At 55.7% G+C, this 26,280-nt stretch carries 29 protein-coding genes and 1 pseudogene; 19 read left to right on the top strand and 11 right to left on the bottom strand.

Translation table 11 applies throughout. The features are described 5' to 3' along the window. Window positions 1–91: 91 nt before the first annotated feature. Window positions 92–358 carry a hypothetical protein gene (locus M8010_RS15890; RefSeq protein WP_250093578.1) on the bottom strand — a complete coding sequence of 89 codons (267 nt, stop codon included), beginning with the start codon at window positions 356–358 and terminating at the stop codon, window positions 92–94. A gap of 84 nt (window positions 359–442) precedes the next feature. Further along, on the bottom strand, window positions 443–1,198 hold the full coding sequence (locus M8010_RS15885) for an SDR family oxidoreductase (RefSeq protein ID WP_250093576.1): 756 nt from the start codon (window positions 1,196–1,198) through the stop codon (window positions 443–445). A gap of 102 nt (window positions 1,199–1,300) precedes the next feature. On the opposite strand from M8010_RS15885, the gene M8010_RS15880 reads away from it, so the two are divergent. The 5 genes from M8010_RS15880 (at window position 1,301) to M8010_RS15860 (ending at window position 6,008) form a co-directional block, all read left to right on the top strand. Next, complete coding sequence (locus M8010_RS15880) at window positions 1,301–2,221, top strand: LysR family transcriptional regulator (protein WP_250093574.1); 921 nt, start codon at window positions 1,301–1,303, stop codon at window positions 2,219–2,221. A gap of 148 nt (window positions 2,222–2,369) precedes the next feature. Next, a complete protein-coding gene (locus M8010_RS15875; RefSeq protein WP_250093572.1) occupies window positions 2,370–2,975 on the top strand; it encodes an ATP-binding protein in 606 nt (201 codons plus the stop codon). Window positions 2,976–3,004: 29 nt separating this feature from the next. After that, a complete protein-coding gene (locus tag M8010_RS15870; protein WP_250093571.1) occupies window positions 3,005–4,600 on the top strand; it encodes a phage tail sheath subtilisin-like domain-containing protein in 1,596 nt (531 codons plus the stop codon). An 11-nt stretch (window positions 4,601–4,611) separates the two neighbouring features. After that, window positions 4,612–4,998, top strand: coding sequence for a hypothetical protein (locus M8010_RS15865; RefSeq protein WP_250093569.1), 387 nt, complete (start codon window positions 4,612–4,614; stop codon window positions 4,996–4,998). A 32-nt stretch (window positions 4,999–5,030) separates the two neighbouring features. Further along, window positions 5,031–6,008, top strand: coding sequence for a Gfo/Idh/MocA family protein (locus M8010_RS15860; RefSeq protein ID WP_250093567.1), 978 nt, complete (start codon window positions 5,031–5,033; stop codon window positions 6,006–6,008). 14 nt (window positions 6,009–6,022) lie between these two features. On the opposite strand, the gene M8010_RS15855 is transcribed toward M8010_RS15860, so the two are convergent. Then, window positions 6,023–6,673, bottom strand: a complete 651-nt coding sequence (locus tag M8010_RS15855) for a TIGR02117 family protein (RefSeq protein WP_250093565.1) — start codon at window positions 6,671–6,673, stop codon at window positions 6,023–6,025. Between the two features lie 37 nt (window positions 6,674–6,710). Continuing rightward, on the bottom strand, window positions 6,711–7,043 hold the full coding sequence (locus tag M8010_RS15850) for a DUF3135 domain-containing protein (RefSeq protein WP_250093564.1): 333 nt from the start codon (window positions 7,041–7,043) through the stop codon (window positions 6,711–6,713). A gap of 127 nt (window positions 7,044–7,170) precedes the next feature. On the opposite strand from M8010_RS15850, the gene M8010_RS15845 reads away from it, so the two are divergent. The 6 genes from M8010_RS15845 to M8010_RS15820 all read left to right on the top strand — a co-directional run bounded on the left by M8010_RS15845 (window position 7,171) and on the right by M8010_RS15820 (window position 12,286). Continuing rightward, window positions 7,171–7,917: an SDR family oxidoreductase gene (locus tag M8010_RS15845; RefSeq protein ID WP_250093562.1), complete on the top strand. Its 747-nt coding sequence runs from the start codon at window positions 7,171–7,173 to the stop codon at window positions 7,915–7,917. 73 nt (window positions 7,918–7,990) lie between these two features. Further along, window positions 7,991–8,923, top strand: coding sequence for a DMT family transporter (locus tag M8010_RS15840; RefSeq protein WP_250093560.1), 933 nt, complete (start codon window positions 7,991–7,993; stop codon window positions 8,921–8,923). 192 nt (window positions 8,924–9,115) lie between these two features. Beyond that, window positions 9,116–10,075 carry a GGDEF domain-containing protein gene (locus M8010_RS15835; protein WP_250093559.1) on the top strand — a complete coding sequence of 320 codons (960 nt, stop codon included), beginning with the start codon at window positions 9,116–9,118 and terminating at the stop codon, window positions 10,073–10,075. A gap of 38 nt (window positions 10,076–10,113) precedes the next feature. Further along, the gene (locus tag M8010_RS15830) at window positions 10,114–11,466 is read left to right on the top strand and encodes a GMC oxidoreductase (protein ID WP_250093557.1); all 1,353 of its coding nucleotides are present in this window, start codon (window positions 10,114–10,116) and stop codon (window positions 11,464–11,466) included. Next, window positions 11,459–11,869 (top strand): hypothetical protein, encoded by a 411-nt coding sequence (locus M8010_RS15825; protein WP_250093555.1) that lies wholly within the window; start codon window positions 11,459–11,461, stop codon window positions 11,867–11,869. The genes M8010_RS15830 and M8010_RS15825 overlap by 8 nt, the downstream gene beginning before the upstream one ends. A gap of 30 nt (window positions 11,870–11,899) precedes the next feature. After that, complete coding sequence (locus tag M8010_RS15820) at window positions 11,900–12,286, top strand: nuclear transport factor 2 family protein (protein ID WP_250093553.1); 387 nt, start codon at window positions 11,900–11,902, stop codon at window positions 12,284–12,286. A 44-nt stretch (window positions 12,287–12,330) separates the two neighbouring features. Here M8010_RS15820 and M8010_RS15815 read toward each other — a convergent pair whose 3' ends face one another. Further along, window positions 12,331–12,570 carry a DUF1289 domain-containing protein gene (locus M8010_RS15815; RefSeq protein WP_250093551.1) on the bottom strand — a complete coding sequence of 80 codons (240 nt, stop codon included), beginning with the start codon at window positions 12,568–12,570 and terminating at the stop codon, window positions 12,331–12,333. A 131-nt stretch (window positions 12,571–12,701) separates the two neighbouring features. Here M8010_RS15815 and M8010_RS15810 point away from each other — a divergent pair, with 131 nt between their 5' ends. After that, complete coding sequence (locus M8010_RS15810; RefSeq protein ID WP_250093549.1) at window positions 12,702–13,589, top strand: phytanoyl-CoA dioxygenase family protein; 888 nt, start codon at window positions 12,702–12,704, stop codon at window positions 13,587–13,589. On the opposite strand, the gene M8010_RS15805 is transcribed toward M8010_RS15810, so the two are convergent. Next, a complete protein-coding gene (locus tag M8010_RS15805) occupies window positions 13,562–14,431 on the bottom strand; it encodes a polysaccharide deacetylase family protein (protein ID WP_250093547.1) in 870 nt (289 codons plus the stop codon). The two genes, M8010_RS15810 and M8010_RS15805, sit on opposite strands and share 28 nt — an antisense overlap. Before the next feature lie 303 nt (window positions 14,432–14,734). Here M8010_RS15805 and M8010_RS15800 point away from each other — a divergent pair, with 303 nt between their 5' ends. The 4 genes from M8010_RS15800 to M8010_RS15785 are packed head-to-tail and all read left to right on the top strand — an operon-like array spanning window position 14,735 to window position 18,518. Beyond that, on the top strand, window positions 14,735–15,739 hold the full coding sequence (locus tag M8010_RS15800) for a TRAP transporter substrate-binding protein (protein ID WP_250093545.1): 1,005 nt from the start codon (window positions 14,735–14,737) through the stop codon (window positions 15,737–15,739). Window positions 15,740–15,755: 16 nt separating this feature from the next. Next, a complete protein-coding gene (locus M8010_RS15795) occupies window positions 15,756–16,250 on the top strand; it encodes a TRAP transporter small permease (RefSeq protein ID WP_250093543.1) in 495 nt (164 codons plus the stop codon). Next, entirely contained in the window at window positions 16,247–17,530 is a 1,284-nt protein-coding gene (locus tag M8010_RS15790) for a TRAP transporter large permease (protein ID WP_250093541.1), read from the top strand. The genes M8010_RS15795 and M8010_RS15790 overlap by 4 nt, the downstream gene beginning before the upstream one ends. 4 nt (window positions 17,531–17,534) lie before the next feature. Continuing rightward, the gene (locus tag M8010_RS15785; protein ID WP_250093539.1) at window positions 17,535–18,518 is read left to right on the top strand and encodes a LysR family transcriptional regulator; all 984 of its coding nucleotides are present in this window, start codon (window positions 17,535–17,537) and stop codon (window positions 18,516–18,518) included. A 6-nt stretch (window positions 18,519–18,524) separates the two neighbouring features. On the opposite strand, the gene M8010_RS15780 is transcribed toward M8010_RS15785, so the two are convergent. Further along, a complete protein-coding gene (locus M8010_RS15780) occupies window positions 18,525–21,092 on the bottom strand; it encodes an ABC transporter permease (protein WP_250093538.1) in 2,568 nt (855 codons plus the stop codon). After that, complete coding sequence (locus M8010_RS15775; RefSeq protein WP_250093616.1) at window positions 21,082–21,735, bottom strand: ABC transporter ATP-binding protein; 654 nt, start codon at window positions 21,733–21,735, stop codon at window positions 21,082–21,084. Before M8010_RS15775 ends, M8010_RS15780 begins: the two co-directional genes overlap by 11 nt. Window positions 21,736–21,893: 158 nt before the next feature. Here M8010_RS15775 and M8010_RS15770 point away from each other — a divergent pair, with 158 nt between their 5' ends. Both M8010_RS15770 and M8010_RS15765 read left to right on the top strand, forming a co-directional pair. Beyond that, a complete protein-coding gene (locus tag M8010_RS15770) occupies window positions 21,894–22,805 on the top strand; it encodes a histone deacetylase family protein (RefSeq protein ID WP_250093536.1) in 912 nt (303 codons plus the stop codon). 35 nt (window positions 22,806–22,840) lie between these two features. Further along, on the top strand, window positions 22,841–24,037 hold the full coding sequence (locus M8010_RS15765) for a CaiB/BaiF CoA transferase family protein (protein WP_250093535.1): 1,197 nt from the start codon (window positions 22,841–22,843) through the stop codon (window positions 24,035–24,037). Between the two features lie 41 nt (window positions 24,038–24,078). On the opposite strand, the gene M8010_RS15760 is transcribed toward M8010_RS15765, so the two are convergent. After that, window positions 24,079–24,603, bottom strand: coding sequence for a type II secretion system protein (locus tag M8010_RS15760; protein ID WP_250093533.1), 525 nt, complete (start codon window positions 24,601–24,603; stop codon window positions 24,079–24,081). Window positions 24,604–24,686: 83 nt separating this feature from the next. On the opposite strand from M8010_RS15760, the pseudogene M8010_RS15755 reads away from it, so the two are divergent. Next, window positions 24,687–24,824, top strand: a pseudogene (locus M8010_RS15755) (hypothetical protein); the annotation flags it as partial. A 12-nt stretch (window positions 24,825–24,836) separates the two neighbouring features. Here M8010_RS15755 and M8010_RS15750 read toward each other — a convergent pair. Both M8010_RS15750 and M8010_RS15745 read right to left on the bottom strand, forming a co-directional pair. Continuing rightward, complete coding sequence (locus tag M8010_RS15750) at window positions 24,837–25,439, bottom strand: YqaA family protein (protein ID WP_250093532.1); 603 nt, start codon at window positions 25,437–25,439, stop codon at window positions 24,837–24,839. Between the two features lie 18 nt (window positions 25,440–25,457). Continuing rightward, entirely contained in the window at window positions 25,458–26,270 is an 813-nt protein-coding gene (locus M8010_RS15745) for a DUF1206 domain-containing protein (protein WP_250093530.1), read from the bottom strand. Between the last annotated feature and the right edge of the window lie 10 nt (window positions 26,271–26,280).

Below are 26,280 nucleotides of genomic sequence, written 5' to 3'. Positions count from 1 at the left end.
CATGAATCGCTTCCAGATCGCTCCCGAGGAACAAGCCTGGCGGCCCTCCACCGGACGGTATTTTCTCCACTTCGTTACGAATGCAGCGCTTTTACGGTGTGATTTTGCGCTTTATAGCGACTGCGGTCGCAAGCGGAAGCGAATAGGTCAACAAAAAAATTGGCAACTCTTCCATAAACGTATAGCCAGCTTGTGTCATCCCTACCCAAACGTTCCAGCCAGTGACCAGTAACCAGATGGCTGCGAAAATGACCGTCGGCATCCAGCCTCTGCTCGCCTGATTGCTAAAAAATTTCGCAAGCCCAGTAATGACCGCCCATAGGATGATGCCGCCGAAAATGAATAATAGTGTTCTCACGCTGTTCTCCAGTCAGTCCGGACTTTTTAAACGAGAATGTCACCCCGGGTTGCTGAGAACCAGAGGTGACAAACAACTGATTGTCTACCGTGTTGTGTAGCCACCGTTGGCAAAGAGTGTCTGGCCATTGATCCACCATCCCTCTGTTGCCAGGAACTTCACAATCGGAACGATGTTCTCAATCATGGTCAGCTGATTGCCCATGGCTTGCGACTTATGGAATTCCACGCGTTCCGGGGTTTCCTGGCCATAGAAAAATGGTGTTTCCATAGGGCCTGGTGCAATGTTATTGACTGAAATACCTCGTGCGAAGAACTCTTTGGCCGCGGCACGTGTAAAGTGTTCCACCGGTGCCTTGCCGCCAGCATAGGTTGAATAGCCATCGGTAAATGCGGCCAACAAGGCGGTCAGAATCGTGATGAGTTTGCCGTTATCATTCAGATGCAGCCCGGCCTCTTTAATAAAAAAGTAGGCGGACTTGGCGTTAATGGCCATCATCTCATCGAACTCGGCTTCCGTTGTTTCGGTGATGGGTTTGCGCAATACCTTCCCCACGGTGTTGACTGCCACATCGATGCCGCCGAAGTGGTCCTTGGCCTGTTGAAATAGTGCCGATACGTTGGCTGCTTTGGTCAGGTCACTCTGGATTGCAATCGCGTTGCATCCCAGCTCTTTCACTGCTTTGACCGTTGCGTCCGCGTCTCGCTCCGTCGCATCGCTATTGTAGTGAACCACTACGTTGGAGCCGCTTGCTGCAAGTTCCCGGCTGATAAGTCCACCGAGATTTTTGGCGCCACCAGATACAAGCGCAACTTTTCCGTTCAGATCGATTTTAGACATGATTTTCTCCTGCATTTAGTGAAGAGGGGGCGGCACAAAGTTCGTGGCCGGTACCGTCGATTCAGCCTATTCGATTGGATGGAGAGCAGGAAGGGTGGTATTTTGCATTTATTAATTGCCAAAAATGCAATAACTATGAGCAGCACCGAGCAAATGTTTCTCCGAGTTGTGGAATCGGGCAGTTTTAAAAAGGCTGCCGAATATCTACAGGTCGAGCCTTCGTCTGTCAGTCGAAAAATTGCCGCGCTGGAGGACCGCCTTCAAGTCAAACTGTTGCGCCGCTCTACACAACGCACCACTCCGACTGAGCTTGGGCAACTCTATTACGAGAGAGTACGCCAACTCATTGATGATCAGGCTGCTTTGGAAGAGGAAATCAAAAGCGGTGTCAGTCGACTCAGCGGCAAGTTGCGAATTGCGGCACCGGCGGATTTCGGCACTAAATTTGTTGTTCCGGTAATTGACCAGCTGCAACAAGAGGCTCCGGAGTTGTCCGTGGAATTGTTATTGGGTAGCCATTTTGAAAACTTGTTTGAAAGCAATCTGGATGTCGCTGTGCGAATCTGCGAATTGCCAGATTCCGACTTGATTGCAAAAAGACTGGGATACAACGACAGAGTGCTGGCGGCTAGCCCTGGCTATTTGGCCGAGCATGGAGCGCCGACATCCCCGGAGCACCTGGAAGCGCATAACTTTATTCTTTACTCCCCGATTCAGGCAAGAAGCGACATCGAGTTTGCCGATGGCAGTCGCCACTCGCACTTGAAAATCAAAAGCAACATTATGGTCAACAGCGTTTCTGCTATACGGAAACTTGTGCTTGACGGCAAAGGCATACACCTTGGCCCGCGATGGGTATTTGCTGAAGACATTGAAAGCGGCAGGCTAGTCAGTTTGTTGCCGGACAAGCCTTTGCGCAGCTTTCCTGTACATGCTATCTATCCAGCGCGATCTTATTTGCCTTTTAAGGTCAGAGAATTTATACGATTAACATCTCAACAATTAAAACCGCGGACTGGTTGATAGGACACCAGGCCCCTTATGGCGTTGCAATGCCTGGGCTTAGGATCAGGTTCTCAGCATAAACATCTCTCCGAATAACGGGGTCAGACCACCCTAAAATCGTATACACTTTGTATAGTCAGGTTAGCCTCTAACAAGGAGGTGTTTCATGAGCCGCAAAAAGAGTTCACCACGCCACACACACCTTGGGATGAGTTCCGGCCTTGATGACCTGACTCAGCGCATAAATCCCGTCGCTCAGTGGAGCGACCTGACTGTGTCGGATGAGGGGCGCAAGATCCTGCATCAGGTTGTTGCGGAGATGCGGGAACCTCCCAGGCTGGATGAGAGTTCGGGGTCACCCGCCATACGCAGTCGCAAGCCACCAAGAGGATTGCTGGTCGTCGGTGGAACCGCCAGGCACAGAGCAATGGCGGCCGAGGTGCTCGCCAACAGCCTGGAACACGAGCTGTACCGTGTCGATCTCAGCGCCGTAGCCAGTAAGTATATTGGCGAGACCGAGAAGAACCTGCTCAGGGTCTTTGACGCTGCCCAAAAGGCAGACACCATCCTGTTTTTCGATGAGGCTGACGCGCTGTTCGGTAAGCGAACCGAGGTCAAGGATGCCCACGACCGCTACGCCAACATCGAAATCAACCACCTTCTGCAGCGTACCGAGCAGTTCCAGGGGCTGGCTATTCTCGCCGCTAACCGTCGCGAGGATCTGGACGAGGCGTTCATCGGCCAGCTGGGCAGGCTGGTGGAGTTAGAGTGAGACGGCAAATCTCTCGGAGAGCCTTCACTATGTCCCCGCGTCTGCAAAAACAGGTTCAGCTCCGCAAGAACCGCAAACTGCGCCAACCTGCCATTACGCGCTATCCGGGCGTTTACATCCAGGAAACCCCAGAGATGGTGCCCTCGATCTCGGGGGTCGACACATCGGTCACGGCGTTCGTTGGTTGGGCGGCCCGGGGCCCTATAGATCGCGCCCAGCGGGTCCGGAGCTTTCAGGATTTCCAGAATCACTTTGGCGGGCTGGATTCGCGGAGCTTTCTTGGTTACGCGGTCCAGCATTTCTTTGCCAATGGCGGCGGTAATGCTTACATCGTTCGGCTCTTCGGCGATGATGCCGTCTCGGCTTCGCTGACTCTCGGCACTACGCTGACAGTCACTGCCGCATCACCGGGAGCCTGGGCCAACGATTACAGGATCGAGACGACAACCGGCAGCCCCGACGCAACGCGATTCTCTCTCGCAGTGATCTATCAACCCTCCGGACAGCAGGCGCATACCGTGGAGCGCTTTGATGACCTGTCAGTGTGGGAAACAGACCCTCGTTTTGTGAAGCGCATAGTCAACGATGCGTCGGCCTACATTTCGATAGAGATGATTGGGAGCCACACCAAACCACCCGAGAGCACGGCGGCGACAGGTTTTACGACGCCAGGTTCCGACGGCGCGCCACTCACCCCCAACGAGCCAGCCTTTGAGAACAAGCTCGATCCGCTGGCGAAGGATGGCGGAATCTACCTGCTGGACCAGGTAGATCTATTCAACATCCTCTGCGTGCCGGCAGAAACCTCCCCGACGGTTGTGGACTCGCTGCAAACCTTTTGCCAAAAGCGAAGGGCCTTTCTCATTGTCGACAGTAGCAAGGGTGCTTCTGCTTCTACGATGTCCGCCACAAACGCTTCGATGGCGAACGCAGACGCCTCGAACTCGGCACTCTACTATCCCTGGGTTGAGGCCGCGGACCCGCTCGATGAGAACCGTGCCCGAACCTTTCCGCCCTGCGGCTTTGTGGCCGGCGTTTACGCTCGGACAGATGGCCGCCGAGGCGTATGGAAGGCGCCAGCGGGGATACAGGCGTCGATTAGTGGGGCCCTGGGCACGGAGCTGTCTCTTTCCGACGCCGAGAACGAGATGCTTAACCCGCGTGGTATCAACTGCATCCGCACCTTCCCGCGTTATGGCACGCTAATATGGGGGAGCCGCACTCTCCGCGGTGCTGACGCGCCGGCATCTGAATGGAAGTACGTGGCCGTGCGCCGGCTCGCCCTGTTCATTGAGGAAAGCGTCATGCGGGGCACTCAATGGGTCTCGTTTGAGCGTAACGATGACCAGCTCTGGACACAGATCCGACTCAGTGTTGGCGATTTCCTTCAGGGATTGTTCAGGCAGGGCGCGTTCCAGGGGAGTTCGCCCAAAGAAGCCTATTTGGTCCAATGCGATCGCGCGACGACTACCGCAAGCGACATTACTCATGGGGTCGTCAATATTCTGGTGGGCTTCGCGCCGCTCAAGCCCGCTGAGTTTGTGGTGATCAGAATTCAGCAGAAGGCTGGCCACGGGTCGAGCGGCATTAGCCGCCGTGGCAGCAAGGACAGCCAACTGAGGTAAACGCAATTTTCATGATCGCTTTAAAAAGTTTGCTTGTATGGTTCGGCATTCTTGCCCTGGCCATCACGAACGGTCTCATTCGCGAGATTGTTCTTCTCCCCGCCTTCGGCATTCCGGCCGCGTTCATTCTGAGCGGATTGCTGCTTTCCGTCCTCATTATTGGCGCCGCTTACCTGGCCCTTCCCTGGCTGCGCCTGAACCAGGCTTCCCAACAATGGGCGGTAGGCTTTGGGTGGCTTGCGCTCACGCTGGTTTTCGAGTTTTCGTTTGGGCTGGCTCAGGGCAAATCCTGGCCGGTGTTGCTTGAAGCCTACACTTTCAAGGATGGAAATATCTGGCCTGTCGTGCTTACCATTACGGCTTGTGCGCCATTCATTGCGTCGAAATTGCGCCTCTGAATGTAAAGCTGTTCCGACACGGGGTAATAAGCATGAGTATCAATTGGGGGCTTGTAGGGCCCGGACGGATCGCCGGGAAGTTTGCCCGGGCAATGCAGGCAGAGGGCGTTGGCACGCTCAAGGCCGTTGCCAGTCGTAACGCTGATCGTTGTCGTGAGTTTGCTGATGAGCATCAGATCGAGACCGCCTACGACGATTACGCAAAGCTGTACGAGGATGACAGTCTGGATGCCATCTACATTGCCACCCCGCATAATTTTCATCTGGAACAGGCTCTGGCGGCGATAGCCTGCGGCAAGCATCTACTGGTCGAAAAGCCTCTGACCGTGACCGCTGCCGATTCCGAGCGCCTGTTCGCGGCCGCCAAAGCCAAAGGGGTTTTTGTGATGGAGGCTATGTGGTCGCTGTTTCTGCCCGCTTACCAACAGGCCAATACCTGGCTGGCCCGGGAGAGCGTTGGTGAGATCAGCGGTGTACGTTCATCTTTCGGTTTCGTTGTGCCGCGCAAACCTCATGACCGCCTGCTGAATCCAGACCTGGCCGGGGGCGTTCTGCTGGATATGGGGATCTATACCGTTGCCACGTCGCAGTGGTTTATGCAGGCTGACCCCGAAGATATCGTTTCTCAGGTCCATCTCGGGCCAACCGGGGTCGATGAAACCTGCGCCATCCAGTTGCATTATCCCGGTGCCAGAGTCAGCCAGTTGCTTTGCAGCTTCAGGAACAAATACGACAACGCACTGACTGTGTTTGGCAGCAAGGGACGGATCGTTATTCCCAGCAATTTCTGGCAGGCAAAAAAGATCAAACTGGTTGCAAATGACGATAGTGTGCAGACCGTTGATTGTCCGTTCGAGGTCAACGGCTTTGAGTATCAGATCAGGCATGTGGTCAGATGTATCGCAGAGGGAAAATCTGAGAGCAATCTGATGACCCATGAGCGCACCCTTGCGAGCCAGCGCATTATGGATCAGGTTCGCCGTGACGCAGGCTTGCTCACCGGGGACTAATGGTTTTGTCTGCGCTACCTGACACAGGCTTCGCGATTTTCCTCGACGAACGCCAACACACTATCGGCCATCAGTTTGAACGTTGGCGATATCTCCATTCCTGCGCTCTTCAGGGCTTTGGCGGTCCATTTGTTACTGGTATTGAGCAAGTGGTACCGGCCTTCGCCCTTATAGAACTGGCTGTCTCCGTAGATTCCCCGCTGGAGTTCAACCAGGTTGTTGTTGGCATCCCGGGCGAAGCTGTTGGACAGGTACTTTATCAGGGAATCGGCACCTTCAGCGGTAAGGCAGGTGTCAACGACGTCACTCCCGGCGAAGTAGTTATCCGGAGAAACCGGCAGTGCCACCACGTGCATCACGGTGCCCTTTGACCAGACGATTGCCCGCAGAGTCACGCCTGCCGTAATCTCGCTGGCCTGGTAGAACCCCTCATCGCCCCACCCGAGCTCGTAATACCCAGCCTCTCCAAACCGTTCCTTCAGGCCGGGAATCGATGGGTTGAGTTCGTCAGCGGCAACAACAACCCCCACATGCCAGCCGTGGCCCACAACGTACACCCTTTGTGTTGGAGCGCTGTCAGCCTCGGCGGCTGGCTCGACGGCATAGGGTTTTCCGGTGCATCCGTATACGGCGAATAACATGAGAAACAGGCCGGCAGCTTTCATGCTGATACCCCATTGAATAATAAAAACCGGGACAGTCTCAGCGCTGCGGCGATTGGGGCCGTCGAAAATGCAGGACGCGTGCACTCAGTGGCGCGGATGGTTCAGAGGTGCGCCGTTGAATAAGCAGGGTCTGTTGCAGAGCGAGCAACGAGTCGTACATCATGGTTTGGATATCCAACAGTGCCTTCATGGGACTGCCAGCTATCCGGCGCCGGGCATCGATCACAAACTGAAGGCCCCGCAACCGCTGTTGGTTGCGCGTGGAGCTGCGGCGAATACAGTCTTCAATCAATGCCGCGCGTAATATCTCGAACCCTTCCGGGTCACGCTGGAGCAGATCCCTGAGCTCGTCAAACGTGGGCACATCCATGACTTTGCTCCTTTCCTGGATTCAAGTAGTCAGTGCAGCACCTTCTGAAGTATAGGCTGGTGTAACCCGCATTCGCCAATCATGATAATCTGCGTCTCATCTACCCGACCGAAACAAGGCGTAACCAATGCGAAAAAACATTCTGATTACCGGTGCCAGCACTGGTCTTGGCGAAGGTATGGCTCGTGAATGGGCCGCCAAGGGCTGCAATCTTGCACTGTGCGCGCGACGGGCGGATAAGCTTGAGGCATTGCAGCGGGAATTGCAGCAGGCCTACCCCAACATTCGGGTGCTGGTTCGAGGCCTGGACGTGTGCGACTACGATCAGGTATTCGAGGTTTTCCGGGGCTTCAGGGATGAGTTGGGTAGTCTTGACCGCGTGGTGGTGAACGCAGGCATCGGCAGTTCCCAGCCCATCGGCCGGGGGCACTTCGCCGCCAATCGCCAAACGGCAGAAACCAACTTTATCGCTGCCATCGCCCAGAGTGAGGCGGCCATGGAGATTTTCAGGGAACAGAACAGCGGCCATCTGGTACTGATGTCGTCGGTCAGCGGCGTTCGCGGTTTCCGTGGCCCCATTAACGTCTACGCCGCCACCAAGGCCGCCGTGGCTTCACTGGCAGAAGGCCTGCAACTGGATACCAGGGGCAAGCCCATCAACGTCAGCAACATTCTTCCCGGCTACATTCTTACGGATATCAACCGCGATACGAAGAACGCGCCTTTCCGGGTGGATCTGGAAACCGGCGTCAAGGCACTGGTAAAAGCCATTGAGTCCGAAAAACGCCGCGCCTATGTGCCCTGGTGGCCCTGGACACCACTCAGTTATGTGTTAAAGGCCCTGCCCTTTGGGTTGTTTGCAAGGGCGATGTGAGACAAGGTGCGCTTTTGATCCCTGAAGCTGAGAGCGCAACCATTGTGAAGAGTTTAACTATGTTATTCCCGTCATGAGCTTGTGGAACAGATTCCCCAGCATCGCTTACCTTGCCGTATTCATCGGGGTGCTCGGTCACGGGTCCAGCGAGTTCGCCGCCGTGGTGACCGGTATGGCCGGGCCGGAATTATCCTCCTGGCGATTCCTGCTCGGCGGTATCGGGCTGGTTCTGCTGTCACTGGTCACACCCGGTAGCCGGGACCTGATTACCCCGTTACGGGAAATCCCCGTGCGCATTGTGATGCTGTCCATTGCCGGAGTGACCGTGGGCTACCTGTTCTTCCACTGGGCCCTGGATTACGCCACGGTACCCCAGGTCGCTACCATGGTGACCGCCGTTCCAATCATTGTGGGGCTGACAAACCGTTATCTCCACAAGGAGCCATTTACGCCTCTGAAGATTATTACCGGGGCGGCGGCTCTGTTTGGAGTCGCGCTGCTGCTAACGGATGGCTATCTGCTGGACCTGGCAAAGGGCGGCAGCACCTTTATCGGTGTGCTCATGGCGCTGGCTTGCGCCATCTTCGTCGGTGGCTTCACCGTTGCGGTAAAGCCAATCATCATCCGCTATGGCGCCCTTCGTATTACCAGCCTCACTACGCTGGTCGGCGGCATCGGCCTGTGGCTGCTGGTCGGCGTGGCCTGGGGCGACTGGGTTAACCCAGCTACCCTGTTAGAACGCCCGACCGAACAATGGTCAGCCATGCTGGTGTTGGTACTTTTCAACACCGTGATCACGCAGTTTTGCTGGATCGGTGGCCTGGCGGCGGTACCGGATATTACCCGGGGCAGCTACCTGTTCTTCCTAAAACCGGTGATTGCAGCCTTGCTGACCTGGTACTTTCTGTCTCAGCCGGTCACCGGTTTCCAGCTCACTGCCATGCTGATCATCTGTTCCGCGGTGTTTATCGAGCCAGTCTGGTCGAAAATCCGCAGTTCCCATTAACCATCCCGCCCCGCTGCAACAGTAGCGGATTCAGCCGTATTGCGCGCAGTGTTGGCATCAGGCAACCCCGCAATATGGCAAGCGGTTGGTATCGCACCATCGAATTTAGCGTAGTATCTTGAAATATGATGGTTCGGCTGGTAAGGCAGAGAATCGAGATCACGGCGAGAGAAAGCAGCAGGGGCAGTAATAGTGACGTTTCCGTCGAATGCTAGTTCACCGCCAACTCATACGTTGCCGGGAATAGCGCAGTTATTTGATAAAAGTGGTGCAACGGTGTTCCTGTTCGATGACCAGGAGCGTTTGCTCTATGCCAATGACCAGTATTACGACCTCATTTGCCACACGCGGGGTACGCACCCCACCTGGCCCGATATCATGCGTGACAACTATGCCAGGGGCCAGGGCCTGATTATCGAGACTGACGATATTGAATCGTGGATTCAGGCGGCATTGGCGAAGCGTCGCTCCCAGACTTATCGCCAGTTTGAAATTGATGCCTGGGATGGCCGCTGGCTGTTAATGACAGAAACACTGATTCCGGAGGTAGGCCTGCTGGGCATCGGTGTGGATATCACTCAGGCAAAGAACATTACCACTGCCCTCAAAGAGGAATACCAGAATGCGCTGGTCAAGGCCGAAACCGATGTGCTGACCGAGATGGGCAATCGCCGGGCCCTGGAACGTTTGCGCAAGCTGTTGGTGAGTAAGGGTCGCTATCACCAGGTGACGGCGTTGATGATGGATATTGACCAGTTCAAACCCTATAACGATACATTGGGACACTTGCAGGGTGACCTTTGCCTTCAGCAATTGGCCCAGTTGATTCGTAGCTGTCTGAGATTGAGCGAGGCTTACCCGATAAGGCTTGGCGGTGACGAATTCCTGATCCTGATGCTGGATGCACCACTGTCACTGGCTCAGCAGGTGGCGCAGAGAATCAGGAACAGTGTGCGAGAAAGTGCCATTCCCCACCCCGCCACTGGTTCTGGTCTGGTTACTCTGAGCATGGGCCTCGCCAGCGGTAGAATTACAGATTCTGAAAGCCTGTCATCGCTGCTAAAGGCTGCGGACGACTCGCTTTACGAAGCAAAACGGAGCGGGCGAGACCGCATCAGTAGCCCCAGGGGAACCTCTGAAAGCCAGAGTTGAACAAGCCCAGAGGGATTGTGACGAGGAAGGTTGTCTCTATGATTCTCAATCAACCGAAGTACCGTCACTATGACATTATTATCGTTGGTAGCGGTCCCGCCGGCATCACTACGGCACTTGAGTTGTCCAAAGACCCTTCCCTTGAAATCGCTGTCATCGAAAGTGGATCACTGGAGCCACTCCCAACCATCCAGACCCTGGCGAGCGTCCAGTTACATGGCGATTTGAACGACAATTACTTTCCCATGCACACGCAACGTTGCTTTGGCGGCACCTCGACCATCTGGGGTGGGTTTTGTGCCGTGCTGGAGGAGAGAGCTTTCGCAGCTCAGGAGTGGCCTATTTCCTATCAGGAAATTGGCCGGTGGTATCCGGCTGCCGCCCGTATTCTAGAGTTGCCAGACGCCGCCTATCGACTGCCGACGGTAGCCATTGAAGGAACATCGGAACTGGTTTACAAACCCTTCTACCTGAGCCCGCCGGTCCGGTTCAATAAAAAGTACCATTCCTTTTTCCAATACCATCCCCGCGTTGACCTGATACTTGGCAACACCGCTGTGCGCCTGATAACACGGGGGCACACCGTCACAGCTCTGGAGCTGCGGGACTCACTCGCACCCCGGCTCTCATCGACATTTGTGTCGGCTGAAACCTTCGTACTTGCCTGCGGTGGAGTGGGCAATCCCCGGTTGCTGCAGCTTTCAGATATCGTTGAGCAGATGCCCGTCGGATTGGGCCTGATGGAGCATCCACACATCTACGCGGTGGCGGACATTTACCTGGACCGGGACCGGCTCCCGAGTGGCATAAAAAAAGATCCGCGCATCGTAAACGCGCTCCAGTTATCAGACAGCTATTGCATCGAAAATGGAGTGCTTTCTTTCAGCGCGGATTTCAATCTGGAGCAGATGACCCGGACCGTGCTGCTGGGCGAACGGCGCGGGATGCTTCATACCCCGGTTTCCATTCGGGCCGAAATTGCCCCGGATTTCAGGAATTCGGTAGGCGACAGTGACCAGCGCAATTACCTTGGTATCCCAATGCCACGGGTTGATTTCCATTACCGCTACCATGATCTGGCGCGTCAGAGCTGGCGGTTGTTCGGCGAGGCACTCCTGCGCTCAGGATTGGGACGCCCCTCTGTCCTGCAGCCCGAATTCAGGGTGCATGATGGTGGACACCTGATGGGCACTACACGAATGGGGCTGTCGGCGGCCGATTCCGTGGTCGACAGCAACTGCCGCGTGCATACCACCGATAACCTCTACGTGGCCGGATCGTCGGTCTTTCCAGCTGGCGGCGCATCCAACCCGACCTATACCATTGTGGCAATGGCGTTGCGCCTGGGCGCACACCTTGCCGGCACTTTAAAAGGAAATGCCCATGGATAGGCGCACCCTTCTCATCGGTCTCAGTGCTGCGGTGACATGGCTCAGCGTCAGCGGTTGCAGGTGGTTGATACTCAACGGGCAAGGCCCTGAGCGCGGCGACATAGTCGCGCCCGGAACGGCACTCAGTAAACAGCTTGCGGAACTTGCAGACCCACTTTTCAGTGATTACTCGGCGGGCAGGTCTCCGGACGCGCTCCACAAGGAGCTGTCACGCAAAGGTGTCATCTCGACACACCACGGAATAAACCATACCCAGGTGATCAGTCTGGCGCGTTATGAGCCGCTGATCATCTATAAGGGCTTTTACTATACGCAAACCGAACTCGAGTTGTACGCCTTGGCATACCTGCGTAAAGACCATCGTGGTAAGGTTGATCCCCATAATATTTTTCACGATGTGTAATCATCTTCAACCTGAAAATGGAGTCTATCCATGCAGCCAAAGGACATCGTCGCGCAGTTCATCGCTGACATTCATGCGCATCGGTTTGATGAGGCAAAGGAGTTGCTGGTTGCTGATGGATTTGAATACGTGGGACCGAATATGCGCTTCCTCAGCAGGGATGACATGCTGGGCTACCAGTTTGGTATGGCAGCCATTCAGAAAGACCTGATCGTCCGTCAGCTGAGTGCCGACGGAGAACACGTGTTCGCGATTCTGGATTACCGAACCTACTTTGAACCAATCGGGGATGTGCGGCTTGCCGTCTGGTTCCGTGTCCGGGATGACAAGATACAGACCGTCGAGGCCTTCTATAACGCCGCAGTGGTTGAAAACATGCTGGGAGGCAACCTGCCTTCAGCTGCTCCACAGCAATAGCACACCTTGCGGCCTGTGCCGGATCAGTAGGGAACCCGGTGCGATCAGGCCTTTTTCCGCTTTTTGCGTTTGGCCTTTTCAAAAAGTTCCCGCAAGGCCCTTGGGTTCTTGCCCTTACCGGAACCGTGTGAGTCCAGGATACGGGTCCAGATGGCGTGTTTTTCATCGGCAGAAAGCTGCTTCCATTCTTTCTTTTCCTGCCCGGTACGGCCACAGGCCTTACAGATTTCTTTCTTATTGAACTCGCAGATGTCGATGCAGGGTTTCTTGGTAACTGGTTCCACGGAAACTGGCCTTTCTTTTGTCCGGTGCGATACTGCAATTAACATTGAGGATTGAGATTCCCGGTTACAAGAGACAAAGCCCGTGGAAAACCGAGATACAAACAACACTGTTATTTGGTGAAAACCGGACCATGACCGCTTTATACCATTTGGCACTCCCTATTCCAGAGGCCGAGCGCAACGCCAGAATTTATCAGGGCGACCTGATTGTTTTCCGTGGTTTTGATGCCGTAGTGGAGCTCACCGACAGGCTGCGCACCCATTGCATCAACTATCTGGGTAAAGATCCGGCCTCTGCTCACAATTCGATGTCTCCCGCCGAGATTGATCAGGCCGCGGAGGCACTGCGCGCGTCAGTCAAAAGCGACAGCCAGGTCGACCTGGCTTGGCGCCGGGTGCTGTCGGCCATCGATACCGATCTGGAAAAAACATACGGCGACAGCATTTTTGTTCGTGTCCAACCACCCGGGCCGGATACTCAGGGCGGACGGACAGGTCCGCTTTGCGCCCACAGGGACACCTGGGGGTCCAACCTGCCGGCACAGATCAATTGGTGGGCTCCTCTCTTCGAGACAACGCCAGAGCGAACGCTCGCGCTTTTCCCAGGATTTTTTACACAACTTGTCGAGAACAACAGTGCTGGCTGGAATTTTCAGGAGATGATGCAGGCGCACCGAACGAAAAGAACTCTCGCCTACCCCCTGCTGCCGACAGCGAACACGGCGCCAGACTGGGGTGATGCCCTGGCGATCAGTTTGTTGCCCGGCGACCTGCTGTGCTTTTCAGGCGCCCACCTGCACGCGAGCGTACCCAACACCACAAGCCTGACACGGCTGTCTTTTGAAACGCGAACCGTGAATGGTAGCGATCTGGCTGCGGGTTCGGGAGCGCCCGATGTGGACGGCTCAGCGCCATTCATGACTCCCCAGATTTTTCGGAATCTTGCGACCGGGGAGAGATTGGGAGAGCTGGTGAAAAGGCCCGCAAGATATCAGGCACCAAAGAACGGGCGCACGTAATTGTAGATCTGTCCTCTTGTTGTCAGCCACAGGTCTTTTTCCTGCGTGCACCTTTTTACAATTTCCTCGAAAGCCCAGGCTCCGGCAGGTCGGCCATAACAGTGGCCATGGACAATCACGTCCAGAATGAGCGTTTCACGGCTACTGGCCAGCAGTTTATCCAGCGTGGTATTGAACATCTGTACAAATTGTTCCGGAGTTCTTCCGAATCGCATTGCATGGGGAAGATCATTGAAATCAATGGTTACCGGAATCGCCATTATTTCGCTATCCGCGAATTTCTGAAGATAGGGTAAATCGTCGTCCAGGGCGTCTCCATGCCATTTATAGCCGTGCTGGGAGAGCTTACGCTGAACATCAAGATCTGAAGTGATTCGCGGGCTTATCCAGCCATGGGGCCGTTCCCCGGTTGCACTTTCAATCAGTTGAGTTGATCTGGTTATATTGTCTTCTCTCTCCTGATCATTCAGATAAGGGAATAGTAAATTCTGCCCATAACTATGACCAATTATTTCATGACCAAAATCGGATTTATTTTTTAGTTCATTTGCATGATTTTCTGCCACCAATCCCGAAGTAAAAACACTTGTAGCTATTTTGTGGCTTTCCGCGATATCAAATAATCTTTTGCAGCCACGATTGACATTATAGCGACCGTAACTGTCAGCATTTGGGTCATTGATATCATCAGAAAGCACATTACCCATAGGATTAACACTTGAGGAGGAACCAGGAGTCCACATTTCAAAGGCTATATTAAAGATAATAGCCAGCCTTTTCCCGCCAGGCCATAAAAGGTCTTTCTCCAGGCGTTCAACTTCACATAGCACTTCTGTGTTCATAAAAAGTCCTCAGGCTATTTATCTGAAACGTCATAGCATTATTTTTCCTGAATATAGCCGTTAAAGAAGTCGATTGAAAGAATTATTATATATTCAATCTTATGCATTCTTCGATGCATGAAATTCATGACACTTATCGTGAATCCTGTGCACTTCAAGCTGAATGATATTAAGTTTGCGCTTATTTTTTCTTTACCCTATATTATTTTTACCGATCTGAATCGGATAAAAAAATTAATCCAAGCATGTAGAAATGACTACAGAACGGCCTTAAAACCGATTACAAAATAAAGGAACATTCTGATGGCTACTCATTCCTTCTTCACCTCCCGTTTGTTTGGCAGCATAACCGCTGCTGTTCTGATCAGCGCAGCGGCAGTCAGCCATGCGCAAACAACAATCAAACTGGGATGGACCACTGCCGACAGCGAAGTGGACCCCTACGCGATTGCGGCCCACTATTTTGCGGAAGAACTTGAATCTGCAGCACCCGGCGAGTTCAACGTCCAGTTTTACCCGAACCACCAGTTGGGCGACGACACGGCCATGCTGCAGGCAATGCAGTTCGGCACCATGGACGCAGGTGTGATTACCGGCACGCAGGTAGGCACTCTGGAGCCTTCATTCCAGCTGAACGATCTGCCGTTCCTGTATGCCAACAACGCGCAGGCCCACCAGGTGCTTGATGGAGAGGTTGGCCAGACGTTGCTCGCCAAGCTTGATTCCAAGGGCATTGTCGGGCTGGGGTTCCCGGAAGCAGGCTTCCGCCACGCGATCAACAATAAACGTCCGATTCGCACACCGGAAGACTTCAAAGGGATGAAGCTGCGGGTTCAACCCAGTGACCTGTTCATTGCCAGCTTCCGCGCCATCGGCGCAAACCCGGTGCCCATGGCCTGGAGTGATGTATTCACGGCGGTTCAGCAGGGAACGGTTGATGGCCTGGAAATCCCGCTGCCGGTGATCTTTGCCAACAAGTATCCGGAAGTGACCGATTACCTTTCGCTTACCAGTCACACCTATAACGCCCTGGCACTGCTGATGTCCAAACAGACCTTTAACAAGCTCTCGGCAGACCAGCAGGAAATGGTGAAAGAGGCTGCCCAACGCGCTATCCAGCGCCAGCGTGAAACGGTTGGCTCCAACAACGACGGCGTTCTGGACCAGATTCGCTCAGCCGGCATGGCGGTGAACGAAGTTGACGATGTGGAAGCCTTCCGCAGCAGAGTGGCCGACGTTTACGACGAATACCGCAGCAAGATCGGTGCGGATATCCTCGACGCAACCCTTGAGCAAGTCAGCGAATAAGAGCGGCTGAAACCAGATGTATGATTCCCTCGATAAATTGGGACGCGGCCTGGCCTTCGGGTCACAGTTAGTCGGGGCTCTGGCCGCCCTGATCATGGTTTCGAGCCTCCTTCTTGGCGTCTTCTATCGGTATGCCCTTGAAGACGCCCTGGTGTGGAGCGACGAAATCGCAGCACTTGCATTCACCTGGACTGTCTTCCTGTTCGCCAGCTCGCTGGTCCGGGAAGGCGGGCATGTGCGTGTCACGCTCCTGATAGACGCCCTGCCACCCCTGATCTCCGAAATCCTTGAGCGCGCCATCATGCTGCTGGTTTTCGGGTTCGGCCTGCTCATGCTGTGGACAGGGTGGAACTTTGCAGAGTTCACGGTGGGCCAGGTTTCCCCTGCCGTGCGCTATCCGGTCTGGCTTAAAAATGCGGCCGTGCCCGTCGGCGGCCTTTTGATCAGTATTCATGCAGTGATACTTCTGATCCGCCCAACCCGAATCCATAAACCGAGCGGAGTAAAATGATGGGTGAAATCGGCCTGATTATGGTAGTTGGCCTGATTGTGCTGTTGGCACTGGGCGTACCCATCGCGTTTACCATTGGATCACTGGCCGCCATCGGAATCTGGATGGCCGACATCAACCCGATGATTCTGCCCCAGCAGTTTATCGCGGGCAGTAACGTCACCAGCCTGCTGGCCATTCCCGGCTTTATACTGGCCGGCGAGGTAATGAGCGCCGGTGGCCTGTCGCGGCGCCTGGTGCGGGTTGCCGAGAAGTTTTTCGGGCACCTGACCGGTGGCCTGTCGATGTCCACCGTCGCCGCAGGCACTTTCTTCGGCGCCATTTCTGGTTCCGCCCCTGCCACCACCGCTGCCGTGGGCTCCATCATGATTGATGAACTCGACAGCCGCGGCTATCAGCGGGGGTATGCCGCAGCACTGGCCACGGCCGTCGGCCCCCTGGGGCAAATGATTCCCCCGTCCATCCCCATGGTGATCTGGGGCGTGCTTGCCGAAGAATCCATCGCCAAGCTGTTTCTGGCAGGCATTGTTCCGGGTTTGATCGCCGCGTCCGGCTTCTGCGTTGTGAGTGTTCTCTACGCCCGCCATCACAAAGTCGCCAGGGAAAACCGCGCCACCGGCAAGGAAATCCTCCTGGCCCTGAAAGACGGAATCTGGGCATTACTGGCCCCCGTTGTCATCCTGGGTGGTATATACAGCGGCATGTTCACGCCAACGGAAGCGGCCATGGTAGGCGCGTTTTACAGCGCGGTGATCGGTCTTTTTTTCTATCGCGACCTGACCTGGAAACAGATACCCACCATTCTGATCAGCTCCATGCGAACCACCGGCGTGATCATGTTCATCGTCGCCGTTGCCTATGGATTCTCCTGGGTGATGGCCAGTGAACAGATCCCGGCCCGACTGACCGAAGCGTTGCTGCTGCTGACCGACAACCCGATCATTCTGCTGCTGATCATCAACGTAATGCTGCTTCTGCTCGGCGCCGTGATGGATAATATTTCCGCCATGGTCATCCTCAGCGGTGTACTGATCGGCCTGGGCCAGCAGATTGGCCTGGAACCCATTCAACTTGGCGCCATGGTAGTCATCAACTTTGCGGTAGGCATGGTCACCCCGCCGGTCGGCTATTCCATTTTCGTGGCCTCCAGCATCAGCGGCCTGCGGGTGGAAACAGTCGCGCGCCATATCTGGCCATTCATGCTGGTGCTTCTTACCGTTATCGGCCTGGTAGCCTATGTACCGGCCGTCACACTCTGGCTGCCGGAAACCTTCGGTTGATGCCATGACATTCCGCTATACTCGCAGCATAAAAACAGAACCAGAGCTGCGAGACGCCACCACAATGGTAAACCTGCGAGATTTTGATCTGAATCTGTTGGTGATATTCACCAACATCATGGAGCACCGTTCGATTTCCAAAGCCGCAAACGAACTCGGGCTGTCCCCTTCCGCCGTCAGCCACGCCCTGGGGCGCTTGCGCACCATGCTGAATGACCAGTTGTTCTACAGAACCGCGAAGGGGCTGGAGCCTACCGACAGGGCCAGGGAAATTATTGTTCAGGTTGAGGATGGCTTATCGCACCTCTCTGGCGCCATCAGCGCACAGCAGCAGTTTGTGCCCGCAGAATCCAAAAGGGTTTTCAGCATGCAGGTGGCGGGCTATGTGTCGGGGTTTTTCCTGCCGAGTTTTTCCAGCCGAATCCGCAGTGAGGCACCCGGTATCACCATTGATATCCTGCCGTTTTCCGTGTCCACCGACAGCCCATGGGACCGGGTGGATGCACAAATCAGACTGACACCGGGCCGCCTGAAGCCCAAAGCCGTGCGCAGTAAACGACTGATGGCAGATGATATTGTGGTGATCATGCGGCCGGATCACCCAAGCGCGTCCGAACCCATGACGGCAGAACTCTACGCCAGCCTTCCCCACGTAAAGCTGTCACAGGCTTCCACCGGCACAACGGTGATCGATGATTCACTGGCGCAACGCGGGCTTGAACGGCATTCAGCCCTGATCGTATCAAGCTGGGATCCGATTCCGGACGTGTTGATGAACACCGACCTGATCGCCATTGCCCCGAAGCACCTGCTGTCGCTCGACCCCCGCTTGAAGAATCTCAAGTCCGCACCTCTTCCTCTCGAAGAGGTGGTTTTCTCTTTTGACCTTTGCTGGGACCAGGGTTCAGAAACAGAGTCCGGGCATAAATGGCTTTGCGAGACCATCGTTGACGTGTTTAATGCCCAAACCAGAGACATCGGTAAATAATCCAACTCAACTATCCCGCAGCAAAAGCGCCGGATTAAGCCGCATCGCCCTCAGGGTTGGCAACAGGCCACCCAGCAGAGCCAGCGAACTGACAACGCCTGCAACGAGCGCGCCCAGCCACCACAGATCGCCGGCAGGCAGTTTCAATGCTATGTCGGCCACTGGCAGCGCGATCAGAGACCCAAGCGCGGTGGCGAAAACAGTCGCGAGAAAGGTCAGCAAACCGGTTTCAAGCAGCATGGACTGCCGGATGGCCTGATGCCTGGCGCCGAGGCAGTGCAGCAGGTTGGCCTCATAGAGTTGTCGTCTGCGGCTGACACTGACCACGCTCGACAACACAAGAAGGCTTGCCAGCAGGCTGACCGTTGCAACCGCGGCAAGACCAGCTGCGGCCTTGTTGAGCAGGTTGCCGGCCGTCTCAAGCCAGTCGGCGGTGCGCAGAGTGATCACGTTGGGAACGTTTTTGGCCAGCCATTGCTGCGACTGTTTTGCCGACGGATCGCTTTGATAGACCGCGCCGACGTAACGCCCTATCAAATTGTCCAGCGCGCCGTCCTGAAGAATACCTTCGAACCAGAACCGCGTCTGAAGGCCTTTCTGCCGATAGATGGCCCTTACTTGAACGGCAATTGGCTGGTCCTGGGCAGTGAACTCTATCTGGTCGCCAACCGTCAGCCCCAATTCATTGGCCTCCCGGTCTTCCATCGCCATGAAGGCCGGCTCGCCTTCTGGCGCAGATGAATTCCACCACTCGCCTTCAACCAGTTCCAGGCCCTCCGGGTTTCCGGACAGATAACTGAGTTTGAATTCATCGCCCATGGCTTCGCGCCTTGCCTGCGGATCGTCTGCGAGGACCTCCGAAATGGGCTTGCCGTTGATCGTTGCCAGGCGCGAGCGAACCAGCGGCAACAGCTCGGTTTTGCTGGACGGATCAAGAGATTCCAGGCCAGATTTCAGCGATTCCATCTGATCCGGAAAAACGTCGTAAAGAATCAACGCAGGTGATTCAGCGGGAATAGTGGTTTCCAGCGCTCGCAAAAGCGTGGTGACCATCAGAGTGCAAGCCACCACAAGAGTAAGCGCCGTGCCCAGCGACAGCAGTGTGGCCCGCAACGGCGAGTCCGGCCTGTGCAGATTTGCCAACGCCAGCCTGCGGGCGAAGTTGCTATCGGCAAAGCCGCCGTTTTCCAGTGCTTTGGCACCACGGCGCAACCCTTTGATCAGGCTTTCCAGGAATCCCCAGAGCACGATCACCGCGAGCAGAAACAGAAACCCGAGTTGCGGGGATGGCAACCAGAAAAGCGTGGCGCCAATGTAGACCGCCAGCAGCAGGTAGCTGGCGACTCGCCACTTGCGCGGCTCGTGGCTTGCAGCCTGAACCTGCCCCCTGAACAGCCCCGCTGGTGGGGCGGCCAGTGCCCTGGCCAGCGCCGGTAGCGCGAAAACATAGGCTGTCAGCACGGCAAAAAGCCAACTCAGGAGCAGCGGTACGAACCAGAGGGACAGCCAGTCCCCTGCCCCGTCAGGCCCGGATATCGCATAGGCATCGCCGGCCAGGCTGATCGCCACTGCCGATAGCCCCAGCCCGATTCCACCGCCGACAAGGCCGGCCAGGCTGCCCAATATGCCGATTTGCAGCAGGTAGATCGCCACCAAGGGTTTGCGGCGCAATCCCAGGGTTTGCAGCGTGGCAATGGTGCCAAGCTTTTCGTCCAGATACGCATGGATGCTGTTGGCGACACCCAGACCACCGATAAACAGCGTGGTGAATGCGATCAGGATGAGTGCCGTGGCAATCTGGTCCAGCCGCTCGGAGATGCGTTCGCTGCGTTCGGCAAACGTGGTGATGTCCCAGCGGCTATCGGGGAACGCCTGGTCGAATTCGCTCAGCCAGGTATTCAGGTCACGATCAGTCTGCACCCGGTATTCATAATCCACGCGGCTGCCCGGCCGGATCAGTTCCGTTGCCTCGACCGCCTGTTCAGAAATCATCACCGGCAGTCCGCGCCAGTTGGCATTCAGGCTGCGGTCAGGCTGTCCCTCAATCAGGCCGCTGATACGAAAGGTAGCGGCTCCGATCTCGATCTCGTCGCCAACAGACTGGCCCAGGCGCTCGGCCAGCATGGGGTCGATAATGGCGCCCCAAACCCCATCCTTCCGTGCGGTCAGTTCTTCCCGTGGTTCTTTCGGCGTCAGCTGCAGCTCGCCGTAGAGCGGATAGGCCGCATCGGGAATCAGTATTTCAGCCCGAAAAAAGCCCTCACCATCGCTGCTGCTGACAATAGTGTCGAATTCCCGGACCAGCGAGAGGCTACCGGTACGGCCAATCCAGTCGAGTACCTCATCCGGTAGCGGCTCACTGGCATCCAGCTCGACGTCGCCGCCCAACAGCGCGCGGGTATCCGCCAGCAGGCTCTGTTCGATAACTCGGTAAAGGCTGGCGGTGGCTGCGACCAGTGTCACGCCAAGGATGAGGCACGCCAGAAAGATTTTGAGTGCGGAGATGCGTGATCGCAGATCGGTAACTGCGAATTTCAGCATCCACAGAGGACTGGTGGCGGTTTCACGCTTCATAAAGACGACCGCCTTCCATCCTGACGCGATGCTGACAGCGACCCGCTACGCGCTCGTCATGGGTCACCAGCACCAGCGTAGATTTGCTCTGTTTGTGAAGGTCAAACAATAATGAGAGTACTTTTTCGCCAGTTTGCTGATCCAGATTGCCGGTAGGCTCATCACCTAAAAGCAGGCTCGGCTGGTGAACCAGAGCCCTGGCGATGGCGACACGTTGTTGTTCACCGCCGGAAAGCTGCCCCGGGTAATGCTGAAGCCGGTGGCTCAGCCCGACTGCGTCCAGCATCGAAAGGGCCTGCTCGCGGGCACTCGCCTGCCCGGCAATCTCAAGCGGCAGACTGACATTGCCGAGCGCGGTCAGCCCGGGTAGCAAATGGAAGGATTGAAAGATGATGCCAAGGTGCTCACTGCGCCAGTCCGCCAGGGCATTGGAATCCATATCGCCAAGGCGTTGGCTGCCAACCAGGATATCGCCGCTGTCCGGGCGCTGGAGGCCGGAGAGCAGCAAAAGCAGCGAGGTTTTCCCGCTGCCAGACGGTCCGGTAATGGCCAGTGTTTCTCCGGGTGGGACCGTGAGTGAGGCATCGTTAAGCACCGCAACGGTGCCTGACTCTGTTGGGTAAGCAAGGTTAATATCGCTCATCTGGACGCTGGTGGACACGAAAGCACCTTTTATTGAATGACAGACTTTGAGCTAAGGTACGTGCAGTTCTTATGACCGGTGCAGTGTGATTGAACTGCAATCCCATCTGCAAAAAAGCCCGTACATTCCCGCGGAACCTATCGTAACCGGAAACATGCATGCCCGTACCCGTAGTTCACCATCCCGATTACAGTTTTCCTTTTCCAGAGAAGCATCGCTTTCCCATGGAGAAGTTCGGGCTACTTGCAGATTACATGCGTTCGAAGGGGCTGCTGACTTCCAGCAACAGCTTCCGTCCCGCGCCGTGTCGCCAAGCCTGGTTGACCGACACTCATTGCCCCGATTATCTTTCGCGCTTCGCCAATAATCGGCTGTCTGCCATTGAAAAACGGCAGATGAATCTACCCTGGAGCGAGGGCCTGGTCCGGCGCACCTTCCTGGCGCCTTCCGGTACGGTTCTGACGGCACAGTTAGCGCTATACTACGGCATTGCCTGCCACCTCGCAGGGGGCACGCATCACGCGCATTTCGATTACGCCGCCGGCTTTTGCATTCTCAATGATCTGGCTATAGCCGCCAACGTGCTTCTGAGACAGGGAGGTATTCAGCGAGTTCTCATTTTTGATTGTGATGTCCATCAGGGGGATGGCACCGCCGCACTATTGGCCAATGAGCCGAGAGCCTTCACCTGCTCTATTCACTGCGAACGCAATTTCCCGTTTCGTAAACAGGTCAGCAATCTGGATGTGGCCCTGCCGGACGACATGGGTGACGAAGACTACCTGGCAACCGTCAGTGACACACTCAAAAAGGCTCTGGCATTATCGACGCCGGATATTGTCCTCTACGACGCGGGGGTAGACGTATTTCAGGGAGACCCTCTGGGTAAATTGAACATTTCCGAGTCCGGCATTCGGGAACGGGATTATCAGGTACTCAGTGAACTGAAACGTCACGGTATTCCGGTAGCTACAGTCATCGGCGGCGGCTACGATGACAATCGGATGAACCTGGCAAAGCGTCATGGAATCATCGTGGAAGAAGCCTGCCATGTATTTGGCGCGGACTGAACAGCCTCAGCATCAGTAACAACAGGAGCAATCGGATGACCGGCCCTCTCAAAGGAATCCGCATAATAGACCTGACAGCCATGATATCCGGCCCTCTGGCCACCATGATGCTTGCAGATCAGGGCGCGGAGGTGATCAAGATCGAGAATCCGGCGGGTGGCGATTTTACCCGGTCTGCGGCCAACCGGCAGGGCGATGTGTCGGCGTCGTTTCTCAACAACAATCGCAACAAAAAGTCGGTAGCGCTGAACCTGAAAGAACCTGAAGGCCGTGACGCGCTTTTGAAGCTGGTGGCCACCGCCGACGTGTTTGTGCAGAATTTCCGCCCCGGTGTGATCGAAAGAATGGGGCTGGGTGAAGACGAACTGCGCAAGGTGGCACCAAACCTGATTATGGTATCGATCAGTGGTTTCGGGGATACCGGCCCCTATTCCCAGCGCCCGGTTTACGACCCGCTCATCCAGGGCCTGTCAGGGCTGGCCACGGTGCAGGCCGGCGCTGATGGGCGGCGCCCGCAACTGGTCAGAACCATCCTGCCGGACAAGCTGACCGGCGTAACCGCCGCCCAGGCCATCACCGCTGCCCTCTTTGCCCGTGAGCGTACCGGCGAAAGTCAGCACGTGCGCCTGTCCATGCTGGACGCCATTATCGCGTTTCTGTGGAGCTCGGACATGGGCAGCCAGACCTTTGTGCGGGGAGATGTACCGCAACAGGAGGCTGCCAGCTTTCAGGACCTGATCTACGAGACGACCACGGGATACATCGCCATCGCGGTGCAGAATGACCGCGAATGGCAGGCAATTATCCGCGCGCTCAACCGGCCGGAATGGGCCGAGGACCCGAGATTCCTGACTGCAGAATTGCGACAGCAGAACATCGACGACCGGCTGGAACTTATCCAGTCCGTTATCCGCAGAGATTCTGCCGAGCACTGGCTTGCCAGGCTCGAAGAGGAACAGGTGCCCTGCGCCCCGGTACTGACGCGCACTCAAATGCTGGACCACCCTCAGGTTCAGGCGAATGATCTGTTGGTGGACTACCATCACCCCCAAGCCGGCCACATTCGCCAGACTCGCGCCCCGGCGCGATTCTCTTCGGCTGCAGATCAGTATCTACAGGGCGCCCCGACGCTAGGCCAGCATACCAGCGCCCTGTTGGCGGAGTGCGGGTATTCCAGGGAAGAAATTCAGGGAATGATTGATTCCGGTACAGCGGGTAAACCGATCGACTGACGCTCAGCGTTCAATAGGGGGGGAGAGGTCAAACGCCCTGATCAACAGCCACCGACGACTTTAGTTACCGTGCAGTCGGGAACTCCGAACGAATCGTATTCCACATAACATCCGGGGCCGGGATCCGATGGCAGGTTAAACCCGACCCTGGTGACCTCGTTGTTTACGAAGGTTTTCAGGAGCGTATCGGATTCATCAACGGAGATATAATCCAGCATTGTCAATGCATCCGCTGTTTCGGCCCGGCTTTCCGGGCAGAGATTACGCCAGTCTACCTCAGCCCTGCCAGCTTCAGTCTCAATGATATAACCAGTCTGATTCGAGCCGCCGGGATTCGCGGCCGAGCGTGAGAGCCCCTGCGCATAGGCTTTGCTTTTTACGATCCCGATCGTGCTCTTCATGGTTCCCGCTACAGACTCAAGCGTTGCTTCCCTGGCGTCAGAGGAAAGTGAAGCGAAACGAGGAAGCGCAAACGCTGCTAGAATCCCAAGGATGACAATAACCATCACCAGCTCAATAAGGGTAAAACCCCGGGATATTTTAGGACGTCTAACGGTCGATGCCATGGATCCGCTCATTCAAATGCATGTCGTAGGAAACGTCATTATCCCAGATTCTTTTGGTATTTCCGAGGAAAGAGCGAACTACGTTGCGTGCGATTCAGGACGACAATGAAACGCTGTTCTTCCGTCTACTGGAAGATCACCTGGAAGAAATGCTCCCGATTATCTACACCCCCACCGTCGGTGAGTCCTGCGAGGAGTTTTCAAACATCTATCGCAATCACTGACCTGCTCTCCTAGATCATTCTGTTCGCCACGGCCTGCAGTCCTAGAGAGATGGCGACCAAAGCACCAGCTGCAGCGAGACTGGCGGTCACTGCATGGCGCCGCCATAAATCTTCCGCGCGCTTGCCGAACCGTAATATCAGCCACGCCAGACCGTAATAGCGAATACCGCGGGCGATCAGGGCAGCCAGCACAAACAGATAAATCGGGTAGCCGGACACGCCTGCCGTGATCATGGCGATCTGAAAGGGAACCGGCACTATGCCAAGCGCAAGTATGGCCACGAAGCCGTACTGGTCGAAAAATGTCTGGAAGGACTGGTAGCCGCTTTGCATTCCCGTCGTTTCGATAAACCAGGTGCCCACGGATTGATACAGCACCATCCCCACTCCATAGCCCACCAATGCCGCTACCAGGCAACCAAGGGTGGTAACCGCCGCCAACTGCCATATGCGATCCCGGTTGATGGCCATCAGCGGAATCAGCACCAGTTCTATGGGTATGGGAACGATGATGGTTTCCAGGAAAGACACCACCGCAAGGAACCACAGCATGTGTTTGGAAGTGCTTATCCGTTGAAACCATCGCTGTGCCCGCTCGGATTGAAACGCCATAACAGAATGTATTCCGGTCTAGGGATTGATGCGGCGGTATACCGCTTCCAGCAAGCTGTAGAGTCCAAAAGCAAACAAACCAATAGCAACCAGCGCCAGTAGGCTCTGGCCAAATGCCTGCCCGCGCAGCGCGCTGAACACTTCGGCAATACCACCGGCCTCATCCGGGTCTAGCTGGTAGGCAGCGGTGATAAAAAAGCCGCCAACTATTACGAACACCACCCCGCGAACTATCAGGCCGAAACGGCAAACAGGATAAGCCCAATACTGAATTTGCGTCGGCATACTGAAGTGGCGGTCAAATTTCGTTTTGATTGCCTTCATTTCGTGGGCGATACCGGCTGCCACAAGTGCAACCCCTACCGCCGCCACCAGCCATCTGCCGTAGGACTGACTCATTAGCCAGGTAGCAGCGTCTTTAGACCCGCCCCCCGAATCACCGGAGGAACCACCCAGGCTAAAAATCAGACTGACCGCAAACACGGCAAGCATGGTATGGGTTATGGCACTTACAAATAAACCAGCCCGGATCAGGACGCCCTTGGCAGAGGTGCCGTGGTGATCGGTATCCTTTGCAGCCTGAACGCTCCGCCACAGGGCAAACCCCAAAAGACCAATAACCATAACGCCCAGCAGCACGTCACCCAGGGGCGCGTGTAACAGACGCAGCAGAGCGCCACGGCTGCCGGTTGTCTGGCCGCCCTGCCCGAACGCCGCCATGGCAGCCAGCCCGCCAACCAGAAGATAGACAATACCCCGGGCCCCATAACCTGCCCGGGCAAGAAGGGTAACGGCGTCGCGATGATCTGGAGTAGAGCTGCTTGTCGCCATATCGGTTTTC

It is taken from the genome of Marinobacter sp. ATCH36 (assembly GCF_023555055.1).
Classification (GTDB): Bacteria; Pseudomonadota; Gammaproteobacteria; order Pseudomonadales; family Oleiphilaceae; genus Marinobacter.
The sequence above is the reverse complement of the archived record's forward strand: the minus strand, read 5'-3'. Positions and strand labels throughout refer to the sequence as shown.